Genomic DNA, 25,181 nt, shown 5'->3' with positions numbered 1-25,181 from the left:
CCATCGACACTGAGACAACGCATGGATATCAAACGCACCGTCCTATGGGTCATCTTTTTCATGTCAGCGGTCATGCTGTTCGACAACTGGCAACGCGACCACGGACGCCCGTCGATGTTCTTCCCGAGCGCCAACCCGACCAAGACCGTCGGTAGCGCCGAACCGGGAAGCTCGACGCCGGGAACCCAGTCCGCCGATCTGCCGGCCACCAACGGAGCAGCACCGGGCAATGCGCCGGCTGCTGCGGCCCAAGGCCAACTGATCAGCTTCAGCACCGACGTCTATAACGGCGAGATCGACACCCGCGGCGGCACGCTGTCGAAGCTGTCGCTCGTCAAGCAAGGCGACGGCAAGACGCCCGATCTGGTTATCACGCTGTTCGACCGCACCGCGAACCATACGTATCTGGCGCGTACCGGTCTGCTCGGTGGCGATTTCCCGAACCATACCGACATCTACACGCCGCTGCCGAACCAGCCGCACGATCTGACGGGCGACGCCAAGTCGTTCCAGCTCAGCTTCGAGTCGCCGGTCAAGGGTGGCGTGAAGGTCATCAAGACCTACACGTTCACGCGCGGCAGCTATGTGATCGGTGTCGACACGAAGATCGAGAACGTCGGTACCGTGCCGGTCACGCCGTCGGTCTATATGGAACTGGTGCGCGACGATACGCCGGTGGAAACGCCGCGCTTCTCGCACACGTTCATCGGACCGGCTGTCTACACCGAGCAGCACCACTTCCAGAAGATGACGTTCGGCGACATCGACAAGAACAAGGAAGACTTCGTGACGTCGGCAGACAACGGCTGGATCGCGATGGTGCAGCATTACTTCGCGTCGGCGTGGATTCCGCAGCAAGGTGCGAAGCGCGACATCTACGTCGAGAAGATCGATCCGGCGCTGTATCGCGTCGGCGTGAAGCAACCGGTGGCGACGATCGCGCCGGGCCAATCGGCTGATGTGTCCGCGCGCCTGTTCGCCGGTCCGGAAGAAGAGCGCATGCTCGAAGGCATCGCGCCGGGTCTGGAACTGGTGAAGGACTATGGCTGGGTCACGATCATCGCGAAGCCGCTGTTCTGGGTGCTCGAGAAGATCCACAGCTATGTCGGCAACTGGGGCTGGTCAATCGTGCTGGTCACGCTGCTGATCAAGGCCGTGTTCTTCCCACTGTCGGCAGCAAGCTACAAGTCGATGGCGCGCATGAAGGCGATCACGCCGCGTATGCAAGCCCTGCGCGAGCGCTTCAAGGGCGATCCGCAGAAGATGAACGCCGCGCTGATGGAGCTGTACAAGACCGAGAAGGTCAATCCGTTCGGCGGCTGTCTGCCGGTCGTGATTCAGATTCCGGTGTTCATCTCGCTGTACTGGGTGCTGCTGTCGTCGGTGGAAATGCGCGGCGCGCCGTGGGTTATGTGGATTCACGATCTGTCGCAGCCAGACCCGTTCTACATCCTGCCGGTGCTGATGGCCGTCTCGATGTTCCTGCAAACGCGTCTGAACCCGACGCCGCCGGACCCGGTTCAAGCCAAGATGATGATGTTCATGCCGATCGCGTTCTCGGTCATGTTCTTCTTCTTCCCGGCCGGTCTGGTGCTGTACTACGTCGTGAACAACGTGCTGTCGATCGCCCAGCAGTACTACATCACGCGGATGATGGGTAAGCCGAAGACGAAAGCGGCCTGATTGATGTGTTGCCTAAGGCGGGCGGTGGTAGCGCCCGCTGGCTGACAGGTAGAAGCAGGTCGTAAAAAAAGCCGCCCGGTTTGCGCCGGGCGACTTTTTTTTATGACTCGGCCGGTGGGCCTTTGTCTTTCGATGCGTCTTCAGGCGCGGCGCCGGTTTCCTGTTGCGTGCCGCCGTCAAATTCAGTGATCAGTTCTTCCACCAGATTGCGCTGCTTCGGCGATAAACCCGCGAACCGGTTCGCCATCTGCGTCACCAGTTCGATCGTTTCCGGCGTCATGGGATATTTCTCGCCACGTGCAAGCGGTTTAGTCTTGCCGGATGGCGCAGGCCCGTAATGCAGCCAGTGAACGTCTTTTTGCAGCCATACGGCTAAAACCTGCAACTTATCGCGCTTGGGAATCGTCGTACCCGCGAGCCATTTGTGCGCGGTTTGCGGTGAGACCGCAGGGCCATCGCTATAGCGCAAATTGAATTCCCGGGCTAAATCGGTCCCGCCCTTAATGTCTTTGGGGAGTGAGTCTTTCAGCCGCTTGGCGAAAGCTGCTTTTTCTTTGGAGGTCGGCATGGGCCCGATTGTGCAATTCGGCGCATACTCAGTGGACAACCAATCGCGCTATTTTATAGCTCAATTAGGCTATTTTTAGCTTGAAATCGCCATATATTGCGGCGTTTCACGATTTTACTAAATTCCGTTTTTTCCTTGTGTGGCGTGCGTTTTAGGCCGTCTGGTGAGACAGTAAGTCACAAATTTGCCTTAAGCTATCTTAGCTTGTTTGAGATAAATCCTTATTTGTCTTATGAAACAACTCCTGTTCTAGGAATCCTGGCCTGACCGAAGGCCCTTCCGGTGCCCGCGTTACAATGCCCGGCGCCCGCTCCTGCGTATTCAATCCCTTCTGATAGCCTCGTCCCCATGCTCGCCACCGATTCCGATCCGATCGTCGCCATTGCCACCGCACCCGGCCGAGGCGGAATCGGGGTCGTGCGGATTTCGTTCGGTCGCGCCGGGGAAACCGCCGCGCAGCCGCTGATGCAAGCACTCACTGGCCAGGCGCTCGCGCCACGGCATGCGAGCTATGTGCCCTTCCTCGATGACGCCGGCAGCGCACTCGATCGCGGCATCGCGCTGTACTTTCCCGCCCCGCACTCCTACACCGGCGAGCATGTGCTCGAGTTGCAAGGCCACGGCGGTCCGGTCGTGCTGCAACTGGTCTTGCAGCGGTGCATCGACGCCGGCCGTGCGTTCGGTCTACGTCTGGCCGAGCCGGGTGAATTCACGCGCCGCGCGTTTCTCAACGACAAGCTGGATCTGGCGCAAGCGGAAGCCGTCGCCGATCTGATCGAGGCCAGCACCGAGGCCGCCGCACGCTCGGCGGGCCGCTCGCTCGACGGCGCGTTTTCGCGCGACATCCACGCGTTGGTCGAAGAGGTCATCACGCTGCGGATGCTGGTCGAAGCGACGCTCGATTTCCCGGAAGAAGAAATCGACTTTCTCGAAGCCGCTGACGCCCGCGGCAAGCTCACGCGGATTCGCGAGCGCCTCGCGCACGTGCTGAGCGAAGCGCGCCAGGGGGCATTGCTGCGCGAGGGTTTATCGGTGGTGCTGGCGGGGCAACCGAACGTTGGCAAGTCGTCGCTATTGAACGCGCTGGCCGGCGCGGAGCTGGCTATCGTCACGCCAATCGCCGGCACGACGCGTGACAAGGTCGCGCAGACCATCCAGATCGAAGGCATTCCGCTGCACGTGATCGATACGGCCGGACTGCGCGATACGGAAGACGAGGTGGAAAAGATTGGCATTGCGCGCACGTGGAGCGAGATCGAACGCGCGGATGTGGTGCTGCATCTGCTCGATGCACGGACCGGTATGAATGCCGAAGATGAAACGATCGCTGGCCGTTTCCCAAGCGGGGTGCCGGTGGTGCGCGTGTTGAACAAGACGGATCTGACCGGGCTTGCGCCGGCCGCGACACCGCTGGACGCGGATCTCGAGCTCAGCGAAGTACGGCTGTCGGCGAAACAAGGCGATGGCGTCGCGTTGTTGCGTGAAGAATTGCTGCGTATCGCCGGCTGGCAGGCCGGCGCGGAGAGTGTCTACCTCGCCCGCGAGCGTCATCTGATTGCGCTGCGCGCAGCCCAGGAGCATCTGGCGACGGCCGCGGCGCACGCCGATCAGAACTCCCAGGCGCTGGATCTGTTCGCTGAGGAATTGCGGCTCGCGCAGGACCAACTGAACTCGATCACAGGGGAATTCAGTTCGGACGACCTGCTCGGCGTGATTTTCAGTAGGTTTTGCATCGGCAAATAACCTGCTGCCAAGCGACGACCTATCATCGCGAGCATCTCGCCAGAGGTCGTCGTCCCCCGAGAAAGCGAAAGTTGCCTCTGAGCGGCCAGGCGGCCCGCCCAAGACCATTTCGGCGGAGCCACCAAAATGGTACCCCTTGGATCGGGAGCAACGTTCGGGATCACCGACTCCCCCCGCCCCACGTCTGCACTGCCGTTCATTGAACGGCCTCTGTTGACCCAAATCCACTTATTTTGTTGGTACACAAAAGCCAGCTAGTCTAAAATTGCCGGCATCCCCGCATCAAACAATCCGCCATGCCGAAACTAGCCGCCCCCCTTACCGAAACGCAGATCCGCGCGCTCGAGCCGCGCGCCACGCGATATTGCGTCGCGGACGGCAACGGCCTCGTCATCGAAATCATGACGACGGGCACCAAGGTCTGGCGCTTCCGCTATTCACTGAACGGCAAGCGTCAGCCGCTCGCCACGATCGGCGACTACCGGATGATTTCGTTGCGGGTCGCGCGCGCCAAGGCGCAGAAGTACGCGGAGATGGTCGCAAGCGGCGTCTCGCCCGTGGCGACGGCGCGCCGCGACCGCGGTGCGGAAAGCAAGGCCGAGGTGCTGCGCGAGGGTGCGGAGCTCTATCTCGCGACGGAGATGGCCGGCAAGTCGGCGGAGTATCAGCGCACCACGCGGCGCGCGCTCGAAAAAGATGTTCTCCCCGCCATTGGCGCCAAGCCGATCAAAGCCGTGACGGACGACGACATCCGCGCGATATGCGACCAGATCAAAAGCCGTGGCTCGCCCAAGATGGCGCTGCACACGCGCAACGCGGTCAAGCGGCTCTATGAGTACCTGATCGCCCGGCAACTCGCCACGGCCAATCCGGCAGAACTCATCCCGGCACGCTTCATCGCAACGCCAGACAGCCGCACCCGCGTGCTCGCGCCAGACGAAATAGGCGCGATGCTCCGGGCGATCTACGCATCGAACATTCGGCGCCCGCTGAAATTGGCGTTGCATCTGCTCGTGCTGACGATGGTGCGGAAATCGGACATCGTCGAGGCGGCCTGGTCAGAATTCAAGCTCAACGCAGCGCGATGGACCATCCCCGCCGAGCGAATGAACAAGGGTCGCGAGCATGTGGTGTATCTCTCGCATCAGGCGGTCACCCTGCTGCGCGAGCTTCAGGATACGAAGACCAGTCGGAATTTCGTCTTCCCGAGTGTCAGGGGTGACGATCGGCCGATCGCCAAAAGTACGCTCAATCAGGCCGTCAAATCGCTCGGACTCGACGTCGAGCATTTCGTCCTACATGACTTTCGACGCACCGCCGCGACCCACTTGCGCGAGATGGGGCAGCCCGCGGACGCGATTGAAAATGCGCTGGCGCATAGCGTCAAGGATGCTCCGGGCGGAGAGGATCACGCCGAGCATGCCGAGGAACGGCGTCGAACTTTGCAACTGTGGGCGGATTTTGTCGACGCCCAGATTGAGAGCGGCCGACAGGGCGTGATCGGTTAAGCGCGGCAGGTGCGGCAAGTTACGGACCGATTGCCGCCACTACTCATCTCACCGTCACACCGTCACACCGTCACACCGTCACACCGTCACACCGTCACACCGTCACACCGTCACACCGTCAGCGCATTTTATGGTACACAGAGAAAGAAACGCCGACAGCAAGTACCAGCGAATAAAAAGAAAACTATCTTCTTCGCTAGGTTCTCAGTCGCGATCTTCTACACCGCTCCCGGCGCATTCACGTCAATCCCACCGCGCTACCAGCCAACCCATCACAGCGTCTTTTTTTCCGCCTATCATCGCCTAAACTACTAGGACGGATGCAAGCCGGGACGGAGGCTCCCCATGTCTGAATCGTTAATGGCTTATTTGCTGGGACCGATGGTGATGCTGGTGGTCGGCGTAGCGATCTGGGCTGCGTCGCACTATCGCGACAAGACCAAGCCGGAGCGCCTTGAGCGCTGGCTCGACACGCATTATGCGGAGTGGCTGCATCACAAGCATTGAGCGGAGACACCCAACAAGACAAGGCCGTCGCAACCTGCGACGGCCTTTTTCGCTGCTGCGCGCGAGCATCGACACTACGCGCTTGCGCATCTCACTTACCAGCCTGGCTGAGGCTGCTGCGGATATGCAGCTTGAGGCTGCTGCGAATACTCGGGTTGAGCCTCCTGCTGATACCCATATTGTCCCTGCGGCGGCGCACCGCACGCGACGTACGCACGCTGGTACTGGTCATAGCAGTATCCCGGCGGCGGCCCCGCATACACGGGCGCCGGCTGATACACCGGCTGCGCGTAGACCGGCTGCTGGTAAGCAACCACAGGCGCCGGATTCAACGCGGACGTCACCACCGCGCCCAGCACCGCACCGCCGATCAGCGCACCGACCACATCCCCGCCATCGCCATGAGCCGACGCTTGCCCCGCCACACTCAGGCTCCCGACCATCAACAACGCCATCGCAATCTTTTTCATGTTTCGCTCCCGCCGGTTAGGCATGGAACGGATTGTGTAGGGCGCGCGCGGAAATAGATGCTGCAGTTGGTAACCAGGCATTACGGGTGTAACGTCGCGCGAGCGTCCTTGCCCACCATTTTTCCCAAGCGGGAAAAATGGTGGGCGCAATGTCTGGCGCCCAGCGCGGCACCCAGCCAACACCGCAAAATGCATCCTGGCCGACCGTCATCCATTCCCACGATCAATGTAAAATTCGCCGCATGACCCGTCGGACAAATCCGACGACCCGCAAAGCTTTCCGATTCTTCGACCCCGAGACCCACCAGTCGACCGCCGGGCGTCGAGCCCAAGCCAAAAAGTTAAGGGGCGTGCGCGTGAAACAATGGACCATCCGGCAACGGATTCTGTGCAGCTTCGGGATCGTGCTGATCGTGATGCTGGCAATGGCAATCGTCACTTTCGAGCAACTCGGCGGCATCGACCGCGACGCGAAGAGCCAGCAGCAGGACTCGATGCCCGGCCTCTACTACGCAACCGCGATGCGCGCGGCCTGGTTCGAGAACTACACCGTCACCCAGCGTCTCATCTATGTCGACGCGGACGCCGATTCCGTCAAACGCGACACCGCGCGCCTCGTCGAGACGCAGCAAACGCTGCAGAAGCTGCTCAACGATTACGGCGGCACGATCTTCCGTCAGGACGACCGTGACCTCTTCAACGACTTCCGGCAGCAGCACACGCAATACCTGCCGATCCAGGCGTCGCTGATGACCACCCTGGCGACCTCGAAAGAGGACGCCGCGCGTATCTTCAACGCGCAGCTCACGCCGGTCTGGGAAACCGGCCGGATTGCCGTGCGCAAGCTGGTGGACGACAACAAGACCTACGCCGACCAGTCCACCGAAAGCATCCGCAGTTCGGTCGAAACGACCCGTATCGTGCTGCTCGTGATGCTGCTGCTCGCCGCCGTCGCCGCCGTGCTGGCCGGTTACTGGCTGCTGCGCGCGGTCACTACGCCGATGGCGAAGGTGCTGCAAGTCGTCGACATCATGCGCACGGGTGACCTCACGCAGCGTCTGCAACTGAACCGCGCGGATGAAATCGGCGCGCTCGAAGCAGGCTTTAACCGCATGACCGACGAGCTCACCGCATTGGTCGGGCAGGCGCAGAAGTCGGCGGTCCAGGTCACCACGTCGGTGACGGAAATTGCGGCGACGTCGCGTGAACAGCAAGCCACCGCGAACGAAACCGCGGCGACCACGACTGAGATCGGCGCTACGTCGCGCGAAATCTTCGCGACCTCGCGCGATCTGCTGCGCACGATGAACGAAGTCTCCGAAGTGGCCGGCCAGTCGGCGGCGCTCGCCGGCACCGGCCATGCCGGCCTCGCGCGCATGGAAGAGACCATGCGCCTCGTGATGGAAGCGGCCGGCTCGGTCAACGCCAAGCTCGCGATCCTTAACGAGAAGGCCAGTAACATCAACCAGGTCGTCGCCACCATCACCAAGGTCGCGGATCAGACCAACCTGCTCTCGCTGAACGCGGCGATCGAAGCAGAAAAGGCGGGCGAATACGGCCGCGGTTTCGCGGTCGTGGCGACCGAGATTCGTCGTCTCGCCGATCAGACCGCCGTCGCGACCTACGACATCGAACAGATGGTCAAGGAGATCCAGTCCGCGGTGGCTGCGGGCGTGATGGGCATGGATAAGTTCTCCGAAGAAGTGCGGCGCGGCATGCTCGACGTACAGAACGTGGGCGGCCATCTCACGCAGATCATCCAGCAGGTGCAGGCGCTCGCGCCGCGCTTCTCGATGGTCAACGAAGGCATGCAGACGCAAGCCACCGGCGCCGAGCAGATCACCCAGGCGCTGACGCAACTCTCGGAGGCCGCGCAGCAGACGGCGGAATCGCTGCGCCAGTCGACCCAGGCCATCGACGATCTGACGCACGTCGCCAATAGTCTGCGCACCGGCGTATCGCGCTTCAAGGTGATCGCCTGACGCGCCGCGGCGGGCTCATGCAGACACGCACGCTGACGCAAACCGCCCGCCACTCCACCCCAGCCCACGTCCACGCCGATGCTCTTCATCCTCTTCACGCTCGATAGCGAACGCTACGTGATCGACGCGACGCAGGTGGAGCGCATGATGCCGCTCACGCCGCAGTCGCCGCCGAAGACGATCCCCGGCGCGCCGTCGTGGGTCGCAGGCGTGCTCGATCACGAAGGCGCACCGCTGCCGGTGATCGATCTGCCGGCGCTCGCGCTCGGCCGCCCCGCTGCGCAGTTGATGTCGACGCGCGTCGTGCTGGTGCGCTATCCGCATGCGGGCACCGTGCGCCTGCTCGCGCTTCTGCTCGAAGGCGCGACGCGCACCATCCGCCTGAACGCCGACGCGTTTCATGATGCCGGCATCGACATGCCGCACGCGCGCTATCTGGGCCCGGTCGCGAGCGAAGCAGGCGGTCTGGTGCAATGGATTCGCGTCGAGCATCTGCTGCCCGACGATGTCAAAGCCCTGTTGTTTCCCGAGGCGCACGCATGAACGCGCATCACGACAACGCGCCGCTCTATCGACGCTTCGTCGATCTGCTGCATCGAACCATTGGGCTCGATGCAGCATCGCTCGGTCATAGCGCGATCGAGAGAGCGGTCGATCAGCGCGCGGCGGCCTGGTGCGAGGACGGTCACGCCGGCGCCACGCTCGCCGACTACTGGGAGGCCGCGCACGGGTCGCCCTCGATGGTGCAGGCGCTAGTTGAAACGGTGGTGGTGCCGGAGACCTGGTTCTACCGCGACGCGGACGCGTTCAGAGCGCTCGCTCGTCTCGCGCACGAACGCCTCGACGAGCGCGGCACCGCGCTGCCGCTACGGATTCTCAGCCTGCCCTGCTCGACCGGCGAAGAACCGTACACGATCGCGATGACGCTGCTCGACGCCGGCATCGACGCCGCGCATATGCGCATCGACGCGATGGATATTAGCGAGCGCTCGCTGGCCGTCGCGCAGCGCGCCGTGTACAGCCGCAATTCGTTTCGCGGCAACGCATTCCCGTTTCGCGACGTCCACTTCACGCGCACCGAAGACGGTTGGCGTCTCGCGCCGCGCATCACCGAGACGGTCCGGTTCTCGCGCGCCAACCTGATGCAACTCGATGCCACGGCACTGGGCGTCTACGACTTCGTGTTCTGCCGCAACGTGCTGATTTACTTCGACCGTGACGCACAACAAAGGGCCCTGCATGCGCTCAGCGACGTGCTGGCTGAAAACGGCACGCTGTTCGTCGGTCCCGCGGAAACGGGGCTGTTGATGCGTCATGGCATGCAGTCGGCGAAGATTCCTTTGGCGTTCGCATTTCACCGCGCCGCGCCCGCTGACGCGCAGCTCAACGTCTGGCACACCGCGCCGCTCGCCACCGCTGCGGCACTCGCAATGACACATTCGCCGGTGCCCGCGCTCGCGCCGCTGCAGGTGTTCTCAGCAGAGCCTTTCGCGTGGCCCGATGCGGTTGCGCGCGCACCGTTCGGCGATCGTTCGCCGCAGACGCCGAACCCGTCCAAAGCCGCGTCGCAGCCACACGAGTTCATGGAGCCGAAGCTCACCTCGCCGACCAATGCCGCACGCGACACGCTGCAAGCCGCGCATGCGTTGGCCGACGCGGGTCGTCTGACGGAAGCCGCGAACGCGATCAACGTTTATCTGGAACAGCACGCGCCGCACGCCGACGCGTTCTATCTGCTCGGTGTGCTGGCCGACGCTAGCGGCGATACGAACCTCGCACGCGGCCAATATCGCAAGGCGCTCTATCTCGACCCGCAGCACGGCGAAGCGCTCGCGCATCTGGCGACGCTGCTCGAACTCGAAGGCGATCGCAACGGCGCGCGTCTGTTGATGGACCGCGCGTCGCGCGCACAGGGAGCGCAACGTGGTTGAGGAACGCACGGTGACCTTCGACGATTGCTGGAACCGCATCGGCGTGCGCGGCGATTCGTCGTGCGAGCGGCTGGTCGAATACGTGCGCTGTCTGAATTGCCCCGTATTCGAAACGGCTGCGGCGAAATTGCTGGAACGGCCGATTCCACTCGTGGATCTCGCGCAGCATGACGCCCGCACACCGGCACATCAGCAACGACATGATCCGCAAGGAGCGAGCGAGTCGTTCCTCATCTTCCGTATCGGCGGCGAATGGCTCGGGCTGCCCACGCCGATCTTCAAGCGCATAGTGCAAACGCGGCCGATTCATACGTTGCCGCACCGGCAGCATCGCGCGGTACTGGGCGTGGTGAATGTGCAGGGCGATTTGCTGGTGTGCCTGTCGCTCGCGCATCTGCTGGGTTTCGAGGCCGGCACCGACGAGCCCGACGATAAAGCGCGTCACGATCTGCCGCGTTTGCTGGTAGTCTCGCGCGCCGAAGAGCACGCCGTGCTGCCCGTCGATCAGGTCGACGGCGTGCATCGGATCGCGGTCTCTACCTTTTGCCCGCCGCCGGCGACGCTGTCACACACTGCCGCTGCGCATACGCGCGCCGTGGCCCCGTGGCGCGGCATGACGGTCGGCCTGCTCGACGCTGATGCATTGTTCGATACCTTGAACCGGAGTCTCGGATGACGGACGACCCGCGCCGCCCGTCGCTGATCGATCTCTTCCGCGAAGAAGCGCGGACCCAGGCACGCGTGCTCAACGACGGCCTGCTCGCCCTCGACCGCGCGCCGCGCGATGCCGCCGCGCTCGAAGCCTGCATGCGCGCGGCGCATTCGCTGAAGGGCGCAGCGCGTATCGTGGGTGTGCAGGTCGGTGTCGAACTCGCGCACGCAATGGAGGATTGTTTCGTCGCGGCGCAGGAAGAGCGCGCGTTGCTCGACGCCGCCTGGATTGATGCATTGCTGCGCGGTGTCGATATCGTTGCGCGCATCGGCAATGATGAAGACGAATCGGCCCGTGACACCGTCAGCGCATGCGTGGCGTCGCTGCAAGCGCGGATGGCGGGTGTCGTGCCGCATGGCGTGGCAATGCGGCGGGATGGCGTATCGCCGGTTGCCTCGACGGCAGCCTCTACGCCTGCCGCGAGTGCTGCTCGCGTCGCTGGCTCCGCATCTGCTTCTGCATCTGCATCTGCATCTGCATCTGCGCCCAGCGTAGCCACGGAACCACAAACCGCTTCGGCCGGCGCCGACCATGACGCCGACGCCGCATTTAATCTACTGGCCAACGCTTTGCGCGCCGAGGCGACGCCCGCACCGGCCAGCCCGACTGCTGGTGCGTCCGAGTCAGCCGCAACGCCCGCCTCTGCAACCTCGTTCGCTTCGGCAACCTCGTCGGCGTCGGCCACCGCACCCCAGTTCGGTTCCGCCAGCGCCCCTGCGTCCTCCGCCGCAACCGCGTCCACCCCGAGCGACACAAGCGCCCCGGCAACCGACCCCAGCCGCATGCTGCGCGTACGCGCCGACAACCTCGACCGGCTACTCTCCCTATCCGGTGAATCGCTGGTCGAATCCCGCTGGCTCAAACCCTTCGCGCAATCGATGCTGCGCGTCAAGCGCGTCCAACGCGACGGCACACGCGCGCTGGATCAGTTGCACGAAACGCTCGCCGATCTGAAGCTCGACCCGCGCGCGCACGCCGCGCTCGAAGAATTACGCCGCCTCACCGCAGAATCGCAGCATCTGCTCGCCGAACGTCTGGCCGATCTGGAAAGCTTCGACCGCCGCTCGACGCATCTGTCGCAGCAGCTTTACGACGCCGCACTGCAATGCCGGATGCGCCCCTTCGGCGACGGCACCGGCGGTCTCGCGCGCATGGTGCGTGACGTCGCACGATCGCTCGGCAAAAAGGTACGCTGGCAACTGGTCGGCGAATCGACTCAGGTGGACCGCGACATTCTCGATCTGCTCGAAGCGCCGCTCGGCCACATGCTGCGCAACGCGCTCGACCATGGCATCGAAGCACCTGCGGTACGCCTCGCGCACGGCAAGCCCGAAGAAGGCACGCTCACGCTCGACGCGCGCCACACTGCGGGCGCACTGCTCATCACCGTCACCGACGACGGCGCGGGCATCGACCTCGACGCCTTGCGCGCCTCGATCTTCCGCAAGAAACTGGCGAGCGCGGAAACGGCCGCGCGCCTGACCGAGGCCGAACTGCTCGAATTCCTCTTCCTGCCCGGCTTCTCGCTGCGCGATCAGGTCACCGAGGTCTCGGGCCGTGGCATCGGACTCGATGCGGTACACAACGTCGTCAAGCGCGTGCGCGGCACGGTGCGCATTACGCACGAACCCGGCCTCGGCACGCGCGTGCAGTTGCAGTTGCCGCTCACGCTCTCGGTGATCCGCAGCCTTCTCGTCGAAGTCGCGGGCGAGCCGTACGCCGTGCCGCTCGCGCATGTGAACCGCACGCTGCACGTGAACCGAGCGGATATCGAATTGCTAGAAGGCCATCAGCACATTGCCTTCGACGGCCGCCGCATCGGCGTCGTCACCGCGCATCAGATTCTCGACACGGCGCCGCCCGCCGATGACGCCGCTACCGTCAGCATGATCGTGATCGGCGACGGCGAAGCGACCTACGGCGTGGTGGTCGATCGCTTTCTCGGCGAACGGATGCTAGTCGTGCAGCCGCTCGATCCGCGCCTCGGCAAAATCAGGAACATCACCGCCGGCGCGTTGATGGAAAACGGCGACCCGGTGCTGATCGCCGACGTCGACGACTGGCTGCGCTCGGTCGAACGGCTCGTCGCGGGCGGCGATCTGAAGCACACGCAACATGGTGCAGCCCTCGCCGCCCGGCGCGTCACGCGGCGCGTGCTGGTGGTCGACGATTCGCTCACCGTGCGCGAGCTCGAACGCAAGCTGCTGGCCACGCGCGGCTACGACGTGACGATCGCCGTCGACGGCATGGACGGCTGGAATGCGGTGCGCAGCGAGCGCTTCGACCTCGTGATTACCGACATCGATATGCCGCGGATGGACGGCATCGAACTCGTCACGCTCATCAAGCGCGATGCGCAACTGCAAGCGCTGCCCGTGATGATCGTCTCGTACAAGGATCGTGAAGAGGACCGCCGCGCCGGCCTGAACGCAGGCGCGGATTACTATCTGGCGAAAGGCAGTTTCCACGACGAAGCACTGCTCGATGCAGTGCGTGATTTGATTGGCGAAGCGTACGGTTAAGCCCACGGATAAAACGAATGAAAATCGGAATCGTCAACGACCTGCCGCTCGCCGTCGAGGCGCTGCGCCACGCGCTTGCGGCGCGCCACGACTACGAGGTGCTGTGGGTTGCACAGGACGGCCAGCAGGCGGTCGATTTCTGCACCGCGCAGCGGCCCGACATCGTGCTGATGGACCTGGTGATGCCGAATGTCGACGGCATCGAGGCCACCCGCCGCATCATGGCGAAGGCGCCATGCGCGATCCTGATCGTGACCGTCGACGTGGGTGCGAACGCATGGCGGGTCTACGAAGCGATGGGCGCGGGCGCGCTCGATGCGGTGGATACGCCTTCGCTGAGCGGTCCGGACGCGCACAAGAGCATCGCCACCCTGATCGCGAAGATCGACCGCATTGGCGCGCTGGTCACCGAGCGCAACGCGCCTGGCGCAGTGGCTGCGGCGGCGCCCCAAAGCGCGACGAATCGCGACACGCCGCTGGTTGCGATCGGCGCCTCGGCGGGCGGGCCAGCGGCACTCGCCACCCTGCTCGCCGGCTTGCCGAAGGATTTCCCGGCCGCCGTCGTCATCGTCCAGCACGTCGACGCGGCATTCGCCGCCGGCATGGCCGACTGGCTCAACCAGCAATCGGCGCTGCCGGTGCGGATCGCCAACGAAGGCGACCGGCCGCAAGCGGGCGTCGTCCTGCTCGCCGCCACCGACGATCATCTGCACCTGAAGCTGCCGAACGTGCTCGGCTACACGAACGTGCCGGCCGAAACGCCCTACCGGCCTTCCGTCGACGTGTTTTTTCATAGTGTTGTGGCACGCTGGCAGGCGCGGGCGATCGGTGTGCTGCTGACCGGCATGGGCCGCGACGGCGCGATTGGCCTCAAGGCGATGCGTACCAAGGGCTATCACACGATCGCGCAGGACGAAGCGACCTGCGCCGTGTACGGCATGCCGAAGGCGGCCGCGGCACTCGACGCCGCCGCCGCGATCCTGCCTTTGCCGCGTATTGCCGCTGCGCTCGCTGCCGCCGTCGCTGCACGTTAAGGCCCGGTAGGCGCACACTAGCTGCACATTAGCCCGCTACGATTTATTGACATTTATTCTGGCTGACCAACATGGACACTTCCAAACCGCATCAGAACGCCACCGCGCCGGCCCTCGCAGAACACGACGCGAACGCGCAGGCGTACGCGGAGGATGCGCCCAATAGCGCCATCGATGACGCGTTGGCGCGCATCCTCGGCAATCCCCCCGCCGCCGAGTGCCCGATCATGGTGTTGCTGGTCGACGATCAGGCGATCATCGCCGAGGCGGTCCGCCAGGCGCTGGCCGGCGAAGGGAGCGTCGACTTCCACTATTGCGCGTCGCCTGAAGAGGCGGTGCGCTGCGCCGGGGAAACCCGCGCGACGGTGATCCTGCAAGACCTCGTGATGCCCGGCACCGACGGCCTCACCCTCGTGCGTCAATACCGTCAAAATCCGGCGACGCGCGATATTCCGATCATCGTGCTGTCGACCAAGGAAGAGCCGCTGGTGAAAAGCGCGGCCTTTGCTGCGGGCGCCAACGACTACCTCGTGAAGCTGCCGGATCGCATCGAGTTGATCGCGCGGATCCGCTATCACTCGCGCTCGTATCTGAACCTGCTGCAGCGCGACGAGGCCTATCAGGCGCTACGCCAGTCGCAACAGCAGTTGCTCGCGACCAATCTGGAATTGCAGCGGCTCACGCATTCGGACGGGTTGACGGGTTTGTCGAATCGTCGTTATCTCGATCAGTACCTGGCCGCCGAATGGCGTCGCGGCACGCGCGACAAGACCGCGCTCGGCTTTTTGATGATCGATGTGGATAACTTCAAGGCCTACAACGACACCTATGGTCATGTTGCCGGCGACGAAGTGCTTAAACGCGTCGCGCACACCGTCGAGTCATGTCTGGGCCGTTCGCCCGATCTCGCGGCGCGGTTCGGCGGTGAAGAGTTCGCGGTGGTGTTGCCGGGGACGTCGTCGGGTGGCTTGCGATTGCTGGCCGAGAAAATCCGCCTGGCGATCGAGGGGCTGGGGATTCCGCATGCAGGGTCGGCGGCAGGCGTCGTGACGATCAGCGTCGGCGCGGCGAACATCGTGCCATCCGCTGCCGAACCGGTGACGACACTGATCGAAGCCGCCGATGTGGGGCTGTATCGCGCGAAACGGGATGGGAAGAATCAGGTGGCGGTGAGCGGCTGATCGCTTGATCTGCCGTTCAAGCGCCGCAGAGTGGAACCGCGCCTGAGCATCTCGCGGGGCGCGCTTTTTTTTTGAAGCGGTGCTGCTTTATCAGCATTGCCACGAAGCAGCGCCTGCAGGCGCATCGCCGCGATACTTGCTGCGTGCTTCGACGAGCAAGCCGGCATCGATAGCACCCTCGTCCACCAGCGCCTTCAACGCCGCGATCACGATAGCTTTACGGTCCACTTCGAAGAACTCGCGCAGCGCCTGGCGCGAGTCGCTGCGACCGAACCCGTCGGTGCCAAGCGTCACATAGCGGCGCGGCACATAGGCGCGGATCAGTTCGGGCACCGCCCGAACATAGTCGGTCGCGGCGATGACCGGGCCGCGCGATGCTTCGAGCGCTCTCGTGACGTACGGTGCATCTGTCGCCTCACCAAGACGTGCGTTTCTCTCGGACGTCATGCCGTCACGCTGCAACTCGGTGAAGCTGGTCACGCTCCACACGGCGGCTTCAATTTGCCAGTCGTCTTTGAGCAGTTGCTGCGCCGCGATGACTTCACCGAGGATCGCTCCTGCGCCGAGCAGTTGTACCTGTGCTTGCGTGGCAGACGTTGCGTCCCGCGCTTGCGTCGCTGAAGTCGACTCGTGCGCTTGCGCTGTGAGCGGATAAATACCCTTCAGGATCCCTTTTCGCAGCGCCTGCAAATCACCGCCCGGCACCGAGGGCTGCGCGTAGTTCTCGTTCATCACCGTGACGTAATAGAACACGTCGCGCTGTTCCTCGACCATCTCGCGCATACCCTCGTCGACGATCGCGGCGACCTCATAGGCGAACGCAGGATCGTACGCTCGGCAGTTCGGAATCGTCGATGCCGCCAGATGGCTCGTGCCGTCCTGATGCTGCAAGCCTTCTCCGCCGAGCGTCGTCTTGCCCGAGGTCGCGCCGATCAGAAAACCTCTCGCACGCTGATCGGCCGCGGCCCAGATCAAATCGCCGATCCGCTGGAAGCCGAACATCGAGTAGTAGATGTAGAACGGCAGCATCGGCAGGTTATGCACGCTGTACGAGGTTGCCGCGGCAATCCACGACGACACCGCGCCGGCTTCGGAAATACCTTCCTCGAGAATTTGCCCCTTCGTGTCTTCGCGGTAATACAGCATCGAGCCAAGGTCTTCCGGTTCGTACAACTGCCCGAGCGGTGAATAGATGCCGACCTGCCTGAACATATTCGCCATACCGAAGGTACGCGCTTCATCGGCGACGATCGGCACCACGCGCGGGCCGATTTCGTTGTCCTTGAGCAGCGCGGTCAGCATGCGGACCAACGCCATCGTCGTGGACATTTCGCGGCCGTTCGAGTCCAGCGCGAATTGTCCCCAGGAGGACATCGGCGGGACGATCAGCCCCTTCGATGCAACGCTCCGCCTTCTGGGCAGATAGCCTCCCAAGGCAGCCCGGCGAGCATGCAGGTATTGCATCTCCGGGCTGTCGTCCGCTGGTTTGTAAAACTTCACCTGTTCGACGTCCTCATCCGTGAGCGGCAGGCGGAAGCGGTCGCGAAACGCCTTGAGGTCGTCGAAGCCGAGTTTCTTTTGCTGATGCGTGGTCATGCGGCCCTGGCCCGAGGTGCCCATGCCGAAGCCCTTCATCGTCTTCGCGAGAATCACCGTCGGCTGGCCGCGATGCGCGAGCGCCTTCGCATACGCCGCGTGCAGCTTGCGCACGTCGTGGCCGCCGCGGCGCAGACGGTCGATGTCGTCGTCGCCCAGTTGCGCGGCGAGCGCCGCTAGCTCCGGGTTCTGACCGAAGAAACGCTCGCGGTTGTATGCGCCGTCGTTCGCCGAGAAGGTCTGAAACTGGCCGTCGACGGTGTGCGCGAACGCGCGCAGCAACGCACCGGTGCGGTCGCGCGAAAACAGCGCGTCCCAGTCCGAGCCCCACACCACCTTGATCACGTTCCAGCCGGCGCCGATGAAATGCGCTTCGAGTTCGTCGATGATGCGACCGTTACTGCGCACCGGACCATCAAGACGCTGCAGATTGCAGTTGATCACGAACACAAGGTTATCGAGCCCTTCACGCGCCGCGAGCGAGAGCGCGCCGGTCGACTCCGGTTCGTCCATCTCACCGTCGCCGAAGAAACCCCACACTTTGCGGCCATCGGTCTGCGCGAGGCCGCGGTTGGCGAGATAGTGCATGAAGCGCGCCTGATAAATCGCGTTGATCGGGCCGATGCCCATCGAGCCGGTCGGAAACTGCCAGAAGTCCGGCATCAACCACGGATGCGGATATGAGCACAGCCCCGGCCCGCCGATCTCGCGACGGTAGTGCTGCAGGTGTTCCTCTGAGAGAAAGCCTTCGAGGTAAGCCCGCGCGTACACACCCGGCGACGAATGCGGCTGGAAGTACACGAGGTCGCCCGTGCCCTCCTCGCCGCCCGGCGCCGCGGCGCGAAAGAAGTGGTTAAAGCCGACCTCGAACAGATCCGCCGCCGACGCATAACTCGCAATGTGGCCGCCGAGTTCGCCGTACGCCTGGTTCGCGCGCACCACCATCGCCAGCGCATTCCAGCGCAGCGCGCCGGCAAGGCGTTCTTCGAGTTCGAGATTGCCCGGATAGCGCGGCTGCTGATCGAACGGGATCGTATTCTGGTACGGCGTGACGTTGGTCCGCGCCGACTCCACACCCAGCGACAGCGCATGCCCCGCGAGCTTGTCGAACAGAAACTGCGCGCGGTCCCGCCCGACATGCGCGACGACTGCATCGAGCGCTTCCAGCCATTCGGCGGTTTCCTGCGGGTCGGTATCTTCACGCGCCGCACGTTCCGCGCGCTGAAGATCCAAAGACCGCAACTGCTCGCTACCACTGGACAAATCCGTCATGGCACCACTCCCGCATTGACGCGTTCGGTTCAAGATCGAGTGAGTCAATGGTACCCACGTGCTCACAAAATGAGCCTCTCATTTGCTTGCGATCCCGCTCTGGGATAGGCTATTTATTCCGGATTTCGCCACTGTCACGGAATATTTCATCTATGACCACGCCACCCAGACGGCTCGACCGCATCGACATCGGCATCCTGAGCCAGTTGCAGCAGAACGCGCGCATCACCAATGCGGATCTGGCCCGCTCGGTCAATCTGTCGCCCACGCCCTGCTTCAACCGCATGCGCGCGCTCGAAAAGCTCGGCCTGTTCAAGCAGCAGGTCACGCTGCTGAACCCGGAGCCGCTCGGGCTGCGCATCAACGTGTTCATTCAGGTAAGTCTGGAAAAGCAGGTGGAAGACGCGCTGCTGCGCTTCGAGCAGGCGATTTCGGAGCGCCCCGAGGTGATGGAGTGCTATCTGATGACGGGCGACGCCGACTATCTGCTGCGCGTGGTGATGCCGGATATGCAGACGCTGGAGCGCTTCATCGTCGATCATCTGACGAAGATTCCGGGTATCTCGAACATTCGCTCGAGCTTTGCGCTCAAGCAGGTGCGCTACAAGACGGCGCTGCCGCTGCCGTCGTCGGGACTGACACTGGTCGATCCCGACGACGTTGCAACCGATTGGCGCTAGGCAAACATCAGGGGTCGCTAAGCCGCCGCCGACCCGCGCGCGCCATGCTCGAAGCGGGCCGTCACTCGATGGAAGCCGTCGCGGCCGAAACTGGTTTCATCGATACCGAACGGATGCGGCGCGCCTTTCTGCGTGCGTTCGGCCAGCCGCCGCAAGCGATCAAACGCGCAGCGCGCGCGTTGTAATAGTTGTGGTGGACAATATCGCCAACAGCATCTCCACCTTGATACGTACGGCAACCCAGAGGACGCGTGATGAATTACGACGACAGCAATCCCTTCGCGAAGATTCTGCGCGGCGAACTACCCTGCATCAAAGTGGCGGAAAGCGACGCCGCGCTGGCCTTCATGGACCTGATGCCGCAAGCCGACGGTCATGTGCTGGTCGTGCCGAAAGAAGCGGCCGTTGAGATTTTCGAGTTGTCGGATGCCTCGACGGTGGCCTGCATGCGCATGACGCAGAAGCTCGCCATCGCCGTTCGCGCTGCCCTACGCCCCGACGGCGTGTTCATCGGACAATTCAACGGCGCCGCGGCTGGACAAACGGTGCCGCATGTGCATTTTCACGTGATCCCACGCTGGGAAGGACAGCCGCTGCGCATGCATGCACGCGATGTCGCCGACGCCGCTACGCTCGAAGCGCTGGCCACCCGCATCCGCGACCATTGGCGTGCTGACTGACGCCGGGCGCGGCGCGACTGTGGTCATACCCCGTAATATGTGTAATGGCCGGTGAAACCAGCGGGACGCGCCATCCGGATAGACTGGCACATGCCTTGTACCCGCAAGGCATTGAGTGTGGATCTCTTTTTAGCCTGCCCGAAACGGCAGGCTTTTTTATTTGCGAGTCCGGTTCGCGCCCCACCCTCGCCGTGCGGCGATGCTTTCAGCGTGAAGATTGGTGCAACTCGCCACGCCACTCAAACCCGATGCCGCGGGCGGCGCAGCGGATGCCGCCAGTCAATGCGGCGAGGTCTCGCGTACATGGGCTCCGTGTGGTCGTGCAGATGCCGATGTTCTTGCCACAATTCGTCGGAGAAAAGAAACGCGACGATAAGCAGCGGGATGACCAGAAAAGCGCCTAATATCAAGTGCTCAATCACGGTAGCCTCCATCGCAAGAGCCTGATTTCATTGTAGAGCACCGCATGTGCCCGCACGGTGGCGAGTCCCTCACAAATTTGCGATAAGCGGCCTGCGACAACGCGTCGCCCCACCCTTGCCGAACCCGCGCGGCGCCTCGCGCTTTACAAGAGCGCGCTGCGCCCGAACGAGGCGTTGTAAGAACTCCCCACGCTGAGCCCGGACTAACAGGAAACGCAAGCCGGGGCTCTCACCCTGAGCCTGCTCACTCAAACCAATAATTCTGAAGGGGAATCCAATGACTACCGAACGCAGCAGCGAACTGACCCTGCGCCCGCTCGAGCGCACCGATCTGCGCTTCGTCCACGAAGTGAACAACAACGCGAAGATCATGCGTTACTGGTTCGAAGAACCCTATGAAACGTTCTCTGAACTGACCCAACTGTACGACCAGCACGTGCACGATCTGCGCGAGCGCCGCTTCGTGGCGATCGACAACGCAGGCGAAACCGTCGGCGTCGTCGAGTTGATCGAGCTGGACTATATCCACCGGCGCGGCGAGTTCCAGATCATCATCGCGCCGGATGCGCAGGGCCGCGGCTATGCCACCATCGCCACGCAACTCGCGATCGACTATGCGTTTTCGGTGCTGAATCTGCGCAAGGTCTACCTGATCGTCGACAAGTCGAATACCGCTGCCATCCACATCTATGAGAAGTGCGGTTTCCGGCACGAGGCCGAGTTGATCGAGGAGTTTTTCGGCAACGGCCGCTATCACAATGCGTTGCGCATGTGCATGTTCCAGTCCGAGTTTTTCGAGGCCAACAAGCTCGGCGAGTGACCTAACCTACGTCGCCCAGGGACGCCATGCTGCGTCGCCTGGCAGACCTGGCACCGTTTATCTTCTGCACACACACCCTTATTTCGTGATTTTTGATTAGTCGGGTGAATGACTTTGTGTGCAATGCACCAAATGCGCCCGTTGATTGTATTAATTCACTTAATTGGTGCCCCTCGTTTACGCCAATACGCGCCGCAAAGCCTTACTGGTTAAAGCGGTGCGCCCTGCCCGTCTTTTAGTTATCCGTTTCAATGCGCCCTGTTTAAGCTGCTGCTTAAGGTTTAAGCAGGTGCGACAGGTGGTGCGACAATTCGCCGCTGTTGCGACCGCACACAAGATGTGCTTGTCGTTCTCTCGCGTTCTCCTAAAGTGCAAGGTGCGGGTTCGACGTTAAAGTTAAATACATAGCTAACCTGAATAATTCAACCCGCACCGGAGGAAAATATGAAAATGCGAATCGCCCTTGTTTTCGCCATTGCGGGTTTGGCTGCCGCTTCCGTTCAGGCGCAAGACGCCATGGTCAAGCCGCAGCAAACGATCCAGTTCAAGGCCAATGCGTATGGCTGCCTGTCGAAGGATAAACTCGACGCCGCCGATCAACATGCGCAAGCCGGCGAACAGCAAAAGATGCAGGAATTCTTCTCCGGATATCAATGCGTCTCCACGCCGGAGAACTCCAGTTTCCGCGTTGTGCGCGTGGTCGGCCATGATGTCGAATTTGTGAATTCGGCCAATAGCGATACACAAGGCCTCTGGGCAAACGATCGATTTATCAAACAATAAGCTAAACGCCAACGCTCCGGCGAAAAGCCCGGGCGTTTGATTTTCTGCATAAACCCTCTGCTTTAAAAGTCGAGGGGCTGTGAGTCTGCGAGTTATAAAACGGCTGGGCATTGAACGCCCAGCCGTTTTTATTGCTGCCCGCGTTTTCCATGACTTTTTCCACGGTGTAAAGCCGATAAAAAAGCCGATGCGGGCTGTCGATCCGCATCGGCAATACGCCTTCTCGCAAAGCGCAGGGAGAAACGTCTAGCCGTTCAAACGGCGATCAATGCGAGTCGCGCGGCACCGGCGCACCGCTCGATCCGACCAGGAAGTCGAGATCCGCACCCTGGTCCGCTTGCAACACGTGTTCGACATAGAGCTTGTAGTAGCCGCGCGCGGGCGGTGCAGGCGGCTGCCAGGCCGCACGGCGACGCGCGAGTTCTTCGTCCGTAACGTCCAGATGCAGACGACGCGCGTCGACATCGAGTTCGATCATGTCGCCGGTTTGCACGAACGCGAGCGGCCCGCCTGCCGCCGCTTCCGGCGATACATGCAGCACCACCGAGCCATAGGCCGTGCCGCTCATACGGCCGTCCGAAATGCGCACCATGTCCGTGATGCCTTTTTGCAGCACCTTCTTCGGCAGCGGCATGTTGCCGACTTCCGCAAAGCCCGGATAGCCCTTCGGCCCCGCACCCTTGAGCACCATGACGCAGTGCTCGTCGATATCGAGTGATTCGTCGTCGATCTTCGCGTGCAATTCCTCGATGTTCTCGAACACCACGGCGCGGCCGCGATGCTTCAGCAGGTGCGGCGTCGCCGCCGACGGCTTGATCACCGCGCCGTTCGGCGCCAGGTTGCCCTTGAGCACCGCAATGCCGGCCTTCGGCTTGAACGGTTCGGCGAACGTTGTGATCACCTTCTCATCGTAATTCGGCGCGTTGCTCACGTTGTCCCAGATCGTCTTGCCGTTCACCGTCAGCGCTTCACGATGCAACAGGCCTTGTTCGCCGAGTTGCTTGAGTACCGCCGGCAAGCCGCCCGCGTAATAAAAGTCTTCCATCAGGTATTCGCCTGACGGTTGCAGGTTCACCAGGCACGGCACGTTCGAGCCCAGTTCCCAGTCTTCCAGCGAAAGCTCTACGCCGATGCGCTTGGCCAGCGCGATCAGATGCACGACCGCGTTGGTCGAGCCACCGATCGCCGCATTGGTGCGGATCGCATTTTCGAACGCCTGGCGCGTGAGGATCTTGTCCATCGTCAGATCCTCGCGGACCATGTCGACGATGCGCCGCCCGGCAAGATGCGCGAGCACTTGCCGGCGGGCGTCGACGGCAGGAATCGCCGCGTTGTGCGGCAAGCCCATGCCGAGCGATTCGACCATCGAGGCCATCGTCGACGCCGTGCCCATCGTCATGCAGTGGCCGCGCGAACGGTTCATGCACGACTCGGCTTCGGTGAATTCTTCCTGCGTCATCGTCCCGGCGCGTACTTCCTCGGACATCTGCCAGACACCCGTGCCGGAGCCAATGTTTTTGCCGCGAAAGCGGCCATTGAGCATCGGGCCGCCGGAAACCGCAAGCGCGGGCAGGTTGCACGACGCTGCGCCCATCAGCAGCGCGGGCGTGGTCTTGTCGCAACCCACCAGCAGGATCACGCCATCCATCGGATTGCCGCGAATCGACTCCTCGACGTCCATCGAAGCGAGGTTGCGAAATAGCATCGCGGTAGGCCGCAAATTGGTTTCGCCAAGCGACATCACCGGAAACTCCAGCGGCAGGCCGCCCGCTTCGTGCACGCCCTTTTTTACATACTCGGCAAGCTCGCGAAAATGCGCGTTGCACGGCGTCAGTTCGGACCAGGTATTGCAGATACCAATCACCGGGCGGCCGTCGAATTCGTCGTGTGGAATGCCCTGGTTTTTCATCCACGAGCGATGCAGAAAACCGTCGCGGTCCTTGAGGCCAAACCACGCCTGGCTGCGCAGCGGCTTTTTAGTCTGGTTGGAATCAGCCATGAAATCTCCTGTTGGCAAATAGGTAGGGCGGGGCGCGTAGCCTGGGCGTGCGTCAGTCGTCAGTGCACGCGCTTGCTGCGGCGGTACTGATCGAACAGCACCGCGAGCAGCAGAATCCCGCCGCGAATCAGGTACTGATAGAAGGTCGGCACATTCATCAGGCTCATTGCGTCCTGCACGGAGCCCATGATCAGCACGCCGACCAGCACACCGGAAATCGTCGCGACGCCGCCCGTCAGCGAGACGCCGCCGAGCACGCATGCGGAGATCACGCCGAGTTCGAGGCCCACCGACGTTTTCGGGTCACCGAGACTCATGCGCGACGCCAGCATCACGCCCGCAAAACCTGTTACGAGGCCCTGCAATACGAACACTGTGATCTTGATGCGCGTGACGGGCAAGCCCGCGAGCAAAGCGGCCTCGCTATTGCCGCCAACCGCCAGCACGTTCTTGCCGAACACGGTTTTCTTCAGCAGAAAGCCGAACAGCACGAAGCCGACGATGTTGCTCCAGATCGGATACGAAATGCCGAGGAACGCACCGCCGCCGAGGTCGAAGAAACGCTCCTCCGAGATCATCACCGCGTCGCCATTCGACGTGATGTAGGCGAGGCCGCGCACGACTTCCATCATCGCCAGCGTGACGATCAGCGAGTTGATCTTGTAGCGCGCGACCAGCACGCCGTTGACCAGTCCGACCGCGCCACCCGCGAGCACCCCGGCGGCGATGCCGAGCGTCACGCTATGGGTCGCGGTGATCAAGGTAGACGCCACCACGCCTGCAAACGCAACGATCGACGCCACGGAGAGATCAACTTCGCCCAGCGCGAGCACGAACATCATCGTTACGGATATCGAACCAATCAGCGTGACGGAAAGCAACAGGCCCTGGATGTTTCGCGAGCTTAAAAAATCTGGCACGGTGAACGACAAAACCGCGAACAGGATGACGAACACCATCACGATGCCGGATTTGTTGATCAGGTCCCAGGCGCGTGCGGCGCGCGCGCCCAGGCCGGCGGGAGCGACGGCTGGCAGAGAAGAGTCGGTGGAGGGTGTCTGCATGATGTCTATTCCGTTTTCAATGGC

The 25,181-nt window shown here is 62.7% G+C and carries 22 protein-coding genes and 1 pseudogene; 16 read left to right on the top strand and 7 right to left on the bottom strand.

The window, feature by feature from the left end; all coding sequences use genetic code 11:
* Positions 1 to 21: 21 nt before the first annotated feature.
* Positions 22 to 1,683 (top strand): membrane protein insertase YidC, encoded by a 1,662-nt coding sequence (gene yidC, locus PQQ96_RS08085; protein ID WP_408290637.1) that lies wholly within the window; start codon positions 22 to 24, stop codon positions 1,681 to 1,683.
* A gap of 100 nt (positions 1,684 to 1,783) precedes the next feature.
* Here yidC and PQQ96_RS08080 read toward each other — a convergent pair whose 3' ends face one another.
* Positions 1,784 to 2,251, bottom strand: a complete 468-nt coding sequence (locus PQQ96_RS08080) for an XRE family transcriptional regulator (protein WP_408290635.1) — start codon at positions 2,249 to 2,251, stop codon at positions 1,784 to 1,786.
* 348 nt (positions 2,252 to 2,599) lie between these two features.
* Here PQQ96_RS08080 and mnmE point away from each other — a divergent pair, with 348 nt between their 5' ends.
* From mnmE to PQQ96_RS08065, 3 genes are all read left to right on the top strand, one after another.
* Entirely contained in the window at positions 2,600 to 3,994 is a 1,395-nt protein-coding gene (mnmE, locus tag PQQ96_RS08075; RefSeq protein ID WP_408290634.1) for a tRNA uridine-5-carboxymethylaminomethyl(34) synthesis GTPase MnmE, read from the top strand.
* Positions 3,995 to 4,290: 296 nt separating this feature from the next.
* Positions 4,291 to 5,502, top strand: a complete 1,212-nt coding sequence (locus tag PQQ96_RS08070) for a tyrosine-type recombinase/integrase (protein WP_408290632.1) — start codon at positions 4,291 to 4,293, stop codon at positions 5,500 to 5,502.
* Positions 5,503 to 5,847: 345 nt separating this feature from the next.
* Positions 5,848 to 6,009, top strand: a complete 162-nt coding sequence (locus PQQ96_RS08065) for a hypothetical protein (RefSeq protein WP_408290630.1) — start codon at positions 5,848 to 5,850, stop codon at positions 6,007 to 6,009.
* Positions 6,010 to 6,104: 95 nt separating this feature from the next.
* Here the strand turns inward: PQQ96_RS08065 and PQQ96_RS08060 are convergent, their stop codons facing one another.
* Positions 6,105 to 6,479 carry an ecotin precursor gene (locus tag PQQ96_RS08060; protein WP_408290628.1) on the bottom strand — a complete coding sequence of 125 codons (375 nt, stop codon included), beginning with the start codon at positions 6,477 to 6,479 and terminating at the stop codon, positions 6,105 to 6,107.
* Positions 6,480 to 6,835: 356 nt separating this feature from the next.
* On the opposite strand from PQQ96_RS08060, the gene PQQ96_RS08055 reads away from it, so the two are divergent.
* The 7 genes from PQQ96_RS08055 to PQQ96_RS08025 all read left to right on the top strand — a co-directional run bounded on the left by PQQ96_RS08055 (position 6,836) and on the right by PQQ96_RS08025 (position 15,841).
* Positions 6,836 to 8,461: a methyl-accepting chemotaxis protein gene (locus tag PQQ96_RS08055; protein ID WP_408290626.1), complete on the top strand. Its 1,626-nt coding sequence runs from the start codon at positions 6,836 to 6,838 to the stop codon at positions 8,459 to 8,461.
* 78 nt (positions 8,462 to 8,539) lie between these two features.
* The gene (locus PQQ96_RS08050) at positions 8,540 to 9,004 is read left to right on the top strand and encodes a chemotaxis protein CheW (protein WP_120302708.1); all 465 of its coding nucleotides are present in this window, start codon (positions 8,540 to 8,542) and stop codon (positions 9,002 to 9,004) included.
* Entirely contained in the window at positions 9,001 to 10,392 is a 1,392-nt protein-coding gene (locus tag PQQ96_RS08045; protein WP_408290624.1) for a CheR family methyltransferase, read from the top strand. The genes PQQ96_RS08050 and PQQ96_RS08045 overlap by 4 nt, the downstream gene beginning before the upstream one ends.
* Complete coding sequence (locus tag PQQ96_RS08040) at positions 10,385 to 11,068, top strand: chemotaxis protein CheW (protein WP_408290622.1); 684 nt, start codon at positions 10,385 to 10,387, stop codon at positions 11,066 to 11,068. Before PQQ96_RS08045 ends, PQQ96_RS08040 begins: the two co-directional genes overlap by 8 nt.
* Positions 11,065 to 13,626, top strand: coding sequence for a hybrid sensor histidine kinase/response regulator (locus tag PQQ96_RS08035; protein ID WP_408290620.1), 2,562 nt, complete (start codon positions 11,065 to 11,067; stop codon positions 13,624 to 13,626). The genes PQQ96_RS08040 and PQQ96_RS08035 overlap by 4 nt, the downstream gene beginning before the upstream one ends.
* A 17-nt stretch (positions 13,627 to 13,643) precedes the next feature.
* Positions 13,644 to 14,660 carry a chemotaxis response regulator protein-glutamate methylesterase gene (locus PQQ96_RS08030; protein WP_408290618.1) on the top strand — a complete coding sequence of 339 codons (1,017 nt, stop codon included), beginning with the start codon at positions 13,644 to 13,646 and terminating at the stop codon, positions 14,658 to 14,660.
* A gap of 71 nt (positions 14,661 to 14,731) precedes the next feature.
* Complete coding sequence (locus PQQ96_RS08025) at positions 14,732 to 15,841, top strand: diguanylate cyclase (protein WP_408290617.1); 1,110 nt, start codon at positions 14,732 to 14,734, stop codon at positions 15,839 to 15,841.
* A gap of 90 nt (positions 15,842 to 15,931) precedes the next feature.
* Here PQQ96_RS08025 and mdeB read toward each other — a convergent pair whose 3' ends face one another.
* Positions 15,932 to 18,709: an alpha-ketoglutarate dehydrogenase gene (gene mdeB, locus PQQ96_RS08020; protein WP_408290616.1), complete on the bottom strand. Its 2,778-nt coding sequence runs from the start codon at positions 18,707 to 18,709 to the stop codon at positions 15,932 to 15,934.
* Between the two features lie 152 nt (positions 18,710 to 18,861).
* On the opposite strand from mdeB, the gene PQQ96_RS08015 reads away from it, so the two are divergent.
* From PQQ96_RS08015 to PQQ96_RS08005, 3 genes and pseudogenes are all read left to right on the top strand, one after another.
* A complete protein-coding gene (locus tag PQQ96_RS08015) occupies positions 18,862 to 19,389 on the top strand; it encodes an Lrp/AsnC family transcriptional regulator (RefSeq protein ID WP_408290614.1) in 528 nt (175 codons plus the stop codon).
* A 23-nt stretch (positions 19,390 to 19,412) separates the two neighbouring features.
* Positions 19,413 to 19,574 (top strand): annotated as a pseudogene (locus tag PQQ96_RS08010) (helix-turn-helix domain-containing protein); the annotation flags it as partial.
* Between the two features lie 69 nt (positions 19,575 to 19,643).
* Positions 19,644 to 20,069 carry an HIT family protein gene (locus PQQ96_RS08005; RefSeq protein ID WP_074281748.1) on the top strand — a complete coding sequence of 142 codons (426 nt, stop codon included), beginning with the start codon at positions 19,644 to 19,646 and terminating at the stop codon, positions 20,067 to 20,069.
* Between the two features lie 239 nt (positions 20,070 to 20,308).
* Here PQQ96_RS08005 and PQQ96_RS08000 read toward each other — a convergent pair whose 3' ends face one another.
* The gene (locus PQQ96_RS08000; protein WP_408290650.1) at positions 20,309 to 20,491 is read right to left on the bottom strand and encodes a hypothetical protein; all 183 of its coding nucleotides are present in this window, start codon (positions 20,489 to 20,491) and stop codon (positions 20,309 to 20,311) included.
* Positions 20,492 to 20,768: 277 nt separating this feature from the next.
* On the opposite strand from PQQ96_RS08000, the gene speG reads away from it, so the two are divergent.
* A complete protein-coding gene (gene speG, locus PQQ96_RS07995; protein ID WP_408290612.1) occupies positions 20,769 to 21,311 on the top strand; it encodes a spermidine N1-acetyltransferase in 543 nt (180 codons plus the stop codon).
* Between the two features lie 444 nt (positions 21,312 to 21,755).
* Positions 21,756 to 22,094, top strand: a complete 339-nt coding sequence (gene sap1, locus PQQ96_RS07990) for a surface attachment protein Sap1 (protein WP_201071662.1) — start codon at positions 21,756 to 21,758, stop codon at positions 22,092 to 22,094.
* Between the two features lies 1 nt (position 22,095).
* Here the strand turns inward: sap1 and PQQ96_RS07985 are convergent, their stop codons facing one another.
* The 3 genes from PQQ96_RS07985 to araH are packed head-to-tail and all read right to left on the bottom strand — an operon-like array spanning position 22,096 to position 25,157.
* Positions 22,096 to 22,302 carry a hypothetical protein gene (locus PQQ96_RS07985; protein WP_408290610.1) on the bottom strand — a complete coding sequence of 69 codons (207 nt, stop codon included), beginning with the start codon at positions 22,300 to 22,302 and terminating at the stop codon, positions 22,096 to 22,098.
* A 57-nt stretch (positions 22,303 to 22,359) separates the two neighbouring features.
* The gene (locus PQQ96_RS07980) at positions 22,360 to 24,093 is read right to left on the bottom strand and encodes an IlvD/Edd family dehydratase (RefSeq protein ID WP_408290608.1); all 1,734 of its coding nucleotides are present in this window, start codon (positions 24,091 to 24,093) and stop codon (positions 22,360 to 22,362) included.
* 59 nt (positions 24,094 to 24,152) lie between these two features.
* Complete coding sequence (araH, locus tag PQQ96_RS07975) at positions 24,153 to 25,157, bottom strand: L-arabinose ABC transporter permease AraH (protein WP_408290607.1); 1,005 nt, start codon at positions 25,155 to 25,157, stop codon at positions 24,153 to 24,155.
* Positions 25,158 to 25,181: the final 24 nt, after the last annotated feature.

Origin of the sequence: Paraburkholderia sediminicola (genome assembly GCF_046027825.1) — a bacterium.
Lineage (GTDB): Bacteria > Pseudomonadota > Gammaproteobacteria > Burkholderiales > Burkholderiaceae > Paraburkholderia > Paraburkholderia sediminicola_D.
The sequence above is the reverse complement of the archived record's forward strand: the minus strand, read 5'-3'. Positions and strand labels throughout refer to the sequence as shown.

Bases quoted from the DNA above. Each gene is read 5' to 3' on its own strand.
- yidC (WP_408290637.1), top strand. From the start codon at position 22: ATGGATATCAAACGCACCGTCCTATGGGTCATCTTTTTCATGTCAGCG.
- PQQ96_RS08080 (WP_408290635.1), bottom strand. From the start codon at position 2,251: ATGCCGACCTCCAAAGAAAAAGCAGCTTTCGCCAAGCGGCTGAAAGAC.
- mnmE (WP_408290634.1), top strand. From the start codon at position 2,600: ATGCTCGCCACCGATTCCGATCCGATCGTCGCCATTGCCACCGCACCC.
- PQQ96_RS08070 (WP_408290632.1), top strand. From the start codon at position 4,291: ATGCCGAAACTAGCCGCCCCCCTTACCGAAACGCAGATCCGCGCGCTC.
- PQQ96_RS08065 (WP_408290630.1), top strand. From the start codon at position 5,848: ATGTCTGAATCGTTAATGGCTTATTTGCTGGGACCGATGGTGATGCTG.
- PQQ96_RS08060 (WP_408290628.1), bottom strand. From the start codon at position 6,479: ATGAAAAAGATTGCGATGGCGTTGTTGATGGTCGGGAGCCTGAGTGTG.
- PQQ96_RS08050 (WP_120302708.1), top strand. From the start codon at position 8,540: ATGCTCTTCATCCTCTTCACGCTCGATAGCGAACGCTACGTGATCGAC.
- PQQ96_RS08045 (WP_408290624.1), top strand. From the start codon at position 9,001: ATGAACGCGCATCACGACAACGCGCCGCTCTATCGACGCTTCGTCGAT.
- PQQ96_RS08035 (WP_408290620.1), top strand. From the start codon at position 11,065: ATGACGGACGACCCGCGCCGCCCGTCGCTGATCGATCTCTTCCGCGAA.
- PQQ96_RS08030 (WP_408290618.1), top strand. From the start codon at position 13,644: ATGAAAATCGGAATCGTCAACGACCTGCCGCTCGCCGTCGAGGCGCTG.
- PQQ96_RS08025 (WP_408290617.1), top strand. From the start codon at position 14,732: ATGGACACTTCCAAACCGCATCAGAACGCCACCGCGCCGGCCCTCGCA.
- mdeB (WP_408290616.1), bottom strand. From the start codon at position 18,709: ATGACGGATTTGTCCAGTGGTAGCGAGCAGTTGCGGTCTTTGGATCTT.
- PQQ96_RS08015 (WP_408290614.1), top strand. From the start codon at position 18,862: ATGACCACGCCACCCAGACGGCTCGACCGCATCGACATCGGCATCCTG.
- PQQ96_RS08005 (WP_074281748.1), top strand. From the start codon at position 19,644: ATGAATTACGACGACAGCAATCCCTTCGCGAAGATTCTGCGCGGCGAA.
- speG (WP_408290612.1), top strand. From the start codon at position 20,769: ATGACTACCGAACGCAGCAGCGAACTGACCCTGCGCCCGCTCGAGCGC.
- sap1 (WP_201071662.1), top strand. From the start codon at position 21,756: ATGAAAATGCGAATCGCCCTTGTTTTCGCCATTGCGGGTTTGGCTGCC.
- PQQ96_RS07985 (WP_408290610.1), bottom strand. From the start codon at position 22,302: ATGCGGATCGACAGCCCGCATCGGCTTTTTTATCGGCTTTACACCGTG.
- PQQ96_RS07980 (WP_408290608.1), bottom strand. From the start codon at position 24,093: ATGGCTGATTCCAACCAGACTAAAAAGCCGCTGCGCAGCCAGGCGTGG.
- araH (WP_408290607.1), bottom strand. From the start codon at position 25,157: ATGCAGACACCCTCCACCGACTCTTCTCTGCCAGCCGTCGCTCCCGCC.